Origin of the sequence: Algibacter sp. (assembly GCF_049667265.1) — a bacterium.
Classification (GTDB): domain Bacteria; phylum Bacteroidota; class Bacteroidia; order Flavobacteriales; family Flavobacteriaceae; genus Algibacter_B.
The window spans coordinates 1-7,446 of sequence record NZ_JBATHX010000336.1 but is presented as its reverse complement, the minus strand read 5'-3'; the positions used below and the strand labels follow the sequence as shown (position 1 = coordinate 7,446).

At 32.1% G+C, this 7,446-nt stretch carries 7 protein-coding genes and 1 pseudogene; all 8 read right to left on the bottom strand.

Translation table 11 applies throughout. From position 1 onward, the window contains the following. Positions 1 to 199 precede the first annotated feature (199 nt). Positions 200 to 826: a carbonic anhydrase gene (locus WBN21_RS11940; protein ID WP_424200572.1), complete on the bottom strand. Its 627-nt coding sequence runs from the start codon at positions 824 to 826 to the stop codon at positions 200 to 202. Between the two features lie 30 nt (positions 827 to 856). Further along, positions 857 to 2,719 (bottom strand): SulP family inorganic anion transporter, encoded by a 1,863-nt coding sequence (locus WBN21_RS11935; protein WP_424200570.1) that lies wholly within the window; start codon positions 2,717 to 2,719, stop codon positions 857 to 859. A 100-nt stretch (positions 2,720 to 2,819) separates the two neighbouring features. Beyond that, entirely contained in the window at positions 2,820 to 3,449 is a 630-nt protein-coding gene (locus WBN21_RS11930) for a carbonic anhydrase family protein (protein WP_424200568.1), read from the bottom strand. 19 nt (positions 3,450 to 3,468) lie between these two features. After that, the gene (locus tag WBN21_RS11925; RefSeq protein ID WP_424200566.1) at positions 3,469 to 4,281 is read right to left on the bottom strand and encodes a universal stress protein; all 813 of its coding nucleotides are present in this window, start codon (positions 4,279 to 4,281) and stop codon (positions 3,469 to 3,471) included. Between the two features lie 10 nt (positions 4,282 to 4,291). After that, positions 4,292 to 5,884 (bottom strand): SulP family inorganic anion transporter, encoded by a 1,593-nt coding sequence (locus tag WBN21_RS11920; RefSeq protein ID WP_424200564.1) that lies wholly within the window; start codon positions 5,882 to 5,884, stop codon positions 4,292 to 4,294. Between the two features lie 88 nt (positions 5,885 to 5,972). Next, a complete protein-coding gene (locus tag WBN21_RS11915) occupies positions 5,973 to 6,275 on the bottom strand; it encodes a hypothetical protein (RefSeq protein ID WP_424200562.1) in 303 nt (100 codons plus the stop codon). A gap of 46 nt (positions 6,276 to 6,321) precedes the next feature. Further along, positions 6,322 to 7,080, bottom strand: coding sequence for a tetratricopeptide repeat protein (locus tag WBN21_RS11910; protein ID WP_424200560.1), 759 nt, complete (start codon positions 7,078 to 7,080; stop codon positions 6,322 to 6,324). A 1-nt stretch (position 7,081) separates the two neighbouring features. After that, positions 7,082 to 7,446 (bottom strand): annotated as a pseudogene (locus tag WBN21_RS11905) (BatD family protein); the annotation flags it as partial.

The following is a 7,446-nucleotide window of genomic DNA, read 5'->3' as shown; positions in this document are numbered from 1 at the left end:
TTTGATAAAATGAATAGTACAATAACTTTTATTGACGATGAAAATATAGATGATACGGTACTTTACAAACCTGTAAAATCTTTAATCCCAACCATTTTTCCGAATATTTTAGAACCAAAAACGAAGGTAGAATTAGAAACTGAAGCATAAAAAAAAGCCACTTAAAAGTGGCTTTTTTTTATTAACTGAAAATTAGTTTTTAATCTAAGTGATAAATTTCCATGATATCTTTTAGATACTTTTCAAAATTTATCTCTAAATCGATTAGTTTTCCTGTATGCACGTCAAAAACCCAACCGTGGACTTGTAAGCCTCTATCTCTGTAAGCCTTTTGAACAGCAGCGGTTTTTATAAGGTTTACACATTGTTCTTTTACATTGAGTTCTACCAAACGGTCATACTTTTTTTCTTCATCTTCAATACTATTTAATTCTAGTTTATGAATTCTATAAACGTCCCGAATATTACGTAACCATGGATTTAGAATTCCTAAATCTGCTGATTGCATGGCTGCTTTTACGCCTCCACATGCATAATGACCACAAACTATAACGTGATTAACCCTCAAATGGTCTACTGCATAATTTACAACCGACATAACATTTAAATCGATACTAATAACCATGTTAGCTATGTTACGATGCACAAAAACTTCTCCTGGTTTTGCACCCATAAGCTCTTCAGCTGTTACACGGCTATCACTACAACCAATATATAATAACTCTGGATTTTGACCTTTGCCTAAATTTTCAAAATAATTACTATCAACTGCTAGTTTATCTTTAATCCAAGCTTCGTTATTTTTAAATACTTTATCTAATTTCATAATATTATTTCGTCTTAAAGGACAAGGTAATTAATATTTATCTTCTACATTATCTTTAACCCAATTTAAACATGTTTTAAAATCTTTAAATATATGTTCGTTTGGAATAAAATCTGGAATAATATCAATTCGTTCCATCATATATCTAGGCTGTTTTAATAAGCCAACAAATAAGACTTCAACGTCGTTCTTTTTTAAATCTTGAAGCATATCCTCCATAGCATATAAACCAGATTGATCCATATATTGCATGCGTCCTAATCTTAAAATGACCGTTTTTGCCGTACTCGGAATTTGCTGCGTTAACGCCTGAAAGTCGCTAGTTGAACCAAAAAACAATGGCCCTTTTAGGTGTTTTATAAACACTTCTTCTTTTAAGTTGGCAGGAAAATCTCCTTCATCTGCCCAGGCTTCTTCTTTTAATGATTTTACATCCGATCGTTCTGCCGTTAAATCACCAATTTTTTTCATAAACATTAACGAGGCTATAACTAAACCAATACCTACGGCGTAAACTAAGTTCCAAAATGTAGAAAGTAATAATACGATTAACATAATTAAAACTTCTGAACTCATTTTAAATGGCCCAATTTTAATGTCTTTTGGAAGCGCCGGAATAGCTTTTAATCCCTTATAATCCATTACGCCTATACCAACGGTTATTAATATTCCTGCTAAAACAGCCGCAGGGATTTGAGATGCAATGGGCCCTAAACCTAACAAAATAATTAGTAACATGATACCAGCAATCATACCAGATAGTTTCGTTTTTCCACCAGATGTAATATTCACAACGGTTCTTATGGTTGCTCCTGCACCAGGAATTCCACCAAAAATAGCCGCGATACTATTACCAATACCTTGACCGACCAATTCTTTATTTGGCTTGTGCTTTGTTTTAGTCATGTTATCTGCCACTACACTAGTAAGTAAAGAATCTATGGCGCCTAAAAGTGCCAATGTAAGTGCTGTAAAAATATACGGTGTTATGCTAGCTAAATTGAAACTTGTGAAAATTTCTAAATTAGGAACAGGCAATCCGCTTGGAATTTCTTCAATGGGTCTGTAATTTAATTTGAAACCAACGGCAATACCTGACATAACAATCAATGCGACCAAAGTACTTGGTACGGCTTTAGTAATTCGTTTAAAACCATAAATAATAAATATGGTTCCCAACGCCAAAATTAGCTCTAACCAATTTATGTTTTGTAATGCTTTAGGAAAAGCTTTTATAGCTCCCATTGCCCCAGAAGCTTCCTTTGCTGCTAAAGTTTGAGACTCCTTCAAAATAGCTTCCTGAGAAATTTCTTGAGCTCGATCAATGGTTTCTTTAAAGTTTTCAAGTACCAAAATACCTTCACCTGCTTCTTCTTTTAAAATATTCTCAAGAATAACTTCTTCTGCTTGCGGTTTAAAGGTTTCAACAAACGCTGTATCTTCTTTTGGATAATACCCAAGAGCAGGTAAAATTTGAGTTAATAAAATAATGACTCCTATGGCAGTCATAAAACCAGATACTACAGGATAAGGTATGTATCTAATATATTTCCCTAAGCCTAAAATTCCCAAACCAACTTGCATTAATCCTGCTAATAAAAATACGGTAAGAATAACTGGGAGTGCTTTGTTAACATCGCCATCATTTGTAGCAATAATGCCTGCTATAACAACCATACTTACCGCAGTCATTGGAGCCGTTGGTCCTGAAATTTGTGTGCTTGTACCGCCAAAAAGAGCCGCAAAGAAACTTATAAAAATAGCGCCATAAAGTCCTGCTGTTGGGCCTAGTCCAGAAGATACCCCAAAGGCAAGTGCTAGTGGCAATGCAACAATACCCGCAGTAATTCCTCCAAAGGCATCACCTTTTATGTTTGAGAAAAGATTTTTCATATTTAAAAATTATTTATAAGTTCCAAGTTAACCTTAATAGTGTCAAAAAAAAAATCAATACTAAAAGTATTGATTTTTTCTAAATATATTATCTTAAGTGTTAATCGAAAAAATCGACAGCACCTGTATTGATATCATACATAGCGCCCACAATTTTAATTTCGCCCTTTTTTTCCATTTCTGCTAGAACTGGACTTTCTTTACGAATTCTTTCAATAGATAACTCAACATTCTTTTTGGAAACATTATCAACAAAATCTAAATTGGATGAATTTCTTAAGCTTGCATCAGTTGGAGTTGTTACTGCACTTACAGCTGGCTTAATTTTACCAAGCATAGCTGTTAAGTTTCCTAATTTAGCATCATCGCAAGCTCCTTTTACTGCACCACAACTGGTGTGACCTAAAACCACTATGACTTTAGTACCAGCTAATTTACATGCGAATTCCATACTTCCTAAAATATCTTCGTTTACAAAATTTCCTGCAATACGAACACTAAAAATATCGCCTAAACCTTGGTCGAAAACCAATTCTGCTGAAACTCTGGAATCAATACAACTTAATATGGTAGCAAACGGAAATTGACCATCGCTGGTATCATTAACTTGTTCCAAAAGGTTTCTATTTGCTTTTAAATTATTTTGAAATCTTTGATTTCCTTCTTTTAAAAATTGAATTGACTTTTGCGGAGTCATTGTTGATTGTGTTTCTCTGGTGTGTGCTTTCATAATTTTTATACTTTTAAATTTAAATTGAATTGTTTATGCCATTCGATTCCCCAGATAATAAAATTGAAACATCTAGTTTGTTAATAACATCTTTTATATCAGACTTCTTTAAACCGTCCTTACCTCTACTTTCCCTGCTTAAATACAGCAGGTTAACGTTACTCTTCAATAAGTATTTGGATAAATTACTTACAGTATTATCATTACGCTCAAAAACATACTCAACCATATTATTAGTAATAGTTTCAGTTTTTCCCTGTGCTTGACCTTGATTTATTACTTTGAATGCTTTTAATGGCTTTTGGGAATTCGACAGTAAGTCACTAACTAACAATTCGTTAGAATTAATTCCTTCACTATTTAAAACCCCAATAGATAAATCCTTATCAGAATCAATATTGTTTTGTTTACCAACAACCAATATAGGACCTTTATGTGCTTTTAAAACAAATTTTGTAATATTATCCCCAAGTAAACCCTTTTTTCTTTTTCCTAAAACAACAATATCTGGTTGATGTTCTTCTAAATAATCTTGAATTTCGTTTTTTACATTTCCAAACGCATAACTGTAATCTACAGTAACACCATAAGCCTTAGAAACAGGATGTATCAAATTTTCAATACACTTTTTGGTTAAATTATGCTGTTCATTAATAGTTCTAAAAGTTGATAACTGACTATCCCTGTTTACCACATCAATAGGTTTTTTTACGTGAAAAAACTTTATGTCTGCGCCAATGGTTTTCACTAAACTTATAGTACTTTTAAGTGCCATATCAGATGAATTTTTTAAGTCTGATAACACGACAATTTTATATTTACTTTTTTTCATGACGTTTTTTTTAACTTAAACTTAAATTTGATTTAGGTCTTGATTGAAAGAATTCAACAAAACTCGAAGGGTTCTCTACAACACCTCGTTTCGATATCAACTTAATATCAATATTTCGTTCTGTTGCCTTGAATAGAAAATCTTCTAAAATTTCAATAATATCATTATCCAGATATCTTGTTTTAAGTAAATCAATTTCCAAATAAGTATCTATTGGTAAACTGTCTAACTCTTTTAAAATGGCACCTTTATTAAAAAAAGTTACTTCTTCAGCGAGCGTCATTTTTATTCTATGCTTTCCATTACTTTTATCTTCAATATGTAAGAAGTGAGAGTTTTGGTAACTTTTCATTAGAATAACCACAATACCTACAGCAAGACCTAAACCAATACCCCAAAGCAAATCGATAAATACAATACCTAATACTGTTACATAGAAGGGAATAGATTGTTTCCATCCTAAATCGTACATTTTTTTGAAAAGCTTAGGTTTGGCTAACTTATAACCCACTACTAATAAAATAGCTGCTAAAACCGAAAGAGGAATCATGTTTAACAATCTTGGAATTAATATGACAGATATCAATAAGAAAAAACCATGAATTATAGCTGACATTTTTGAAACGCCTCCAGATTGAATGTTAGCCGAACTACGCACAATTACTTGTGTTATTGGTAAACCCCCTATTAAACCTGAAAGAATATTCCCTGTGCCTTGAGCAAGTAACTCTCTGTTGGTTGGTGTTACATTTTTATGTGGATCTAGCCTGTCGGTAGCCTCAACACATAATAAAGTTTCTAAACTTGCAACTAACGCTATAGTAAAGGCAACAATCCAAACTTCTGAATTTGTAATTACGCTAAAATTAGGAAAACTAAATTGATTTAAAAACGATGCCGTATCTCCAGGTACTGGAACACTCACCAGGTGTGATGGTGATATAGTCAAAAAATCATTTGATAGTGTCAAAACATAAAATAAAATCCCTACAACTACAGCTACCAAAGGGCCTTGTATTAATTTGAATATTTTACCTTTTTTAGATAATACTTTTTCCCAAAGAATTAAAATACTTAAGCCTATAATCCCTATTAATGCTGAACCTGGTGTAATGAATTTAAAGGCCTTGAAAATATCTGAAAACGTGATTTCGCCATCAACTTGAAAAAATGCAAAATCACCTTCTGGATCGGCATCGTAACCGAAAAAATGTGGTATTTGTTTTAAAATAATGATAATTCCAATACCTGTAAGCATCCCTTTAATTACTGAAGAAGGGAAATAATAGCCAATAATTCCTGCTTTTAGAAACCCGAAGATAATTTGAATCACGCCTCCAAGAACAACAGCAACTAAGAAGTTTTGATACCCTCCCAAAGTGCCAATTGCAGTAAGCACAATAGCTGCTAAACCAGCTGCCGGACCACTAACTCCAATTTTGGAACCACTAAGGCTTCCAACAACAATTCCTCCAATTATACCTGCAATTAATCCTGAAAAAAGTGGAGCTCCACTAGCTAATGCAATACCAAGGCATAATGGTAAAGCAACAAAAAATACGACTATACTCGCTGGTAAGTCATTTTTAATAGTTTTAAACATATTATAATGATTTTTTCTTCTGATATATTACACACCAAAAGTTGTTAAAATTTAATTTAGACCTTTTTTAAAGTCTATAATTCAAAAATTATAATATGTAAGAATCTGGAGGAGGGGATATTAGGTTTAAATGTGGTTTGGGGTAATTTTTATAAAAATATTCTAAATTATTTTCAACATCAGTAGTGGAAAAGTCTAAATCTGTATTATCTAAGTCAAAAAACAATAGTTCTTTTTCTTTGTTTTTCTCACTCCCTTTTTCTTCTTCTTCAGAAGATGCATAAAAAAAAGAAACATCCGCTGAATCGTCAATCATCAAAATAATTGTCGGTGCTGTTAAAAACAACAAAAACAAGGAAGATAATAATATAGAAACGAAAGTTCTTGACATTTATTTAAATTTAAAAAAGCAAATATAATACTTTGTTGAAGAATAATCAAAAATTCTTCAACAACTTAATATCATTTGAAACCACCCAACCAACCTTTCCGTCTGAAAGCTCGATTTTTTTCCAATCATTATAAGTTTCAACAACTTGAACTTTGGTGCCTTCGTGCAACCTAAATGATTCTTCACTTCTGGCATTTGGATTGCTTTTTACTTTACTTTCTTGAGCAAAAACAATGGCAGGATTATCTCTTTTATCTAGATTATACTTATGAAAAGCAAATGCAACGGTTAAACAAACTAAAATTAACGACACGATGCTTCCAATAAAAGCTAAGCGTTTGTTTAAAGTTGAATAAGCAAAATAATAGCCCAAGAAAAGAATAACAAAGCAAAAAACTAAAACGACCGCTGTTTTTGCCCATCCATCAAACGACATTTTATTAGTTGTGGAATTTAGCAATTTTGAAATCCCAGCATCAGGAATGACATCAATAGCATCAATGGTCATATTTTTAGCAAAAGCTATATTATTTTTTATATCAGTATCATTAGGCTTTAATAGCAACGCTTTCTCATAATAATAAATGCTTGGTGCAATATTATTAAGCTTATAATGTGCATTTGCAAGGTTGTAATATAAATCGGCCGAATGTTTTCCCGTTTCTAAAATCGACCTATAATCATCAATGGCCTCAGCATATTTACCTTCGTTATACAAGGCATTTGCTTTTTCAAACAAGGTTTGGTTTTGAGCCAAAATGCCAAAACTGAACAAAAACGATAGTATGTATAATAACTTTTTCATATTAACGCGCTTGTTTATCAATTAAAGAAATTGTTTTTGCTGCCTTTTCGTAATCTTCTTGCATGGTTACAATATCAATTTGAGTATATCGAGCCAATTCACATCTTTTTAAAATACTTCCAAATTCTTTTATAACGGCATCATCAACACCTTTTTCATTTAGTAAATTATTGATCTTATCTTTACTTAAATCGCCAGTTTCTATATGTAGTTTTGCTTTTAAATAGTTGTGTAATGCTTTTTCTAAAGCTACATAAAAAGCTTCTTTTTTACCTAACGATTTTTTTGCGCTACTTAAGTATTTACGAGCCAATTTATCGGCTTTTCTAATTCTGTTTCCAAAAACATCTGCATCTCGAGTTGCTT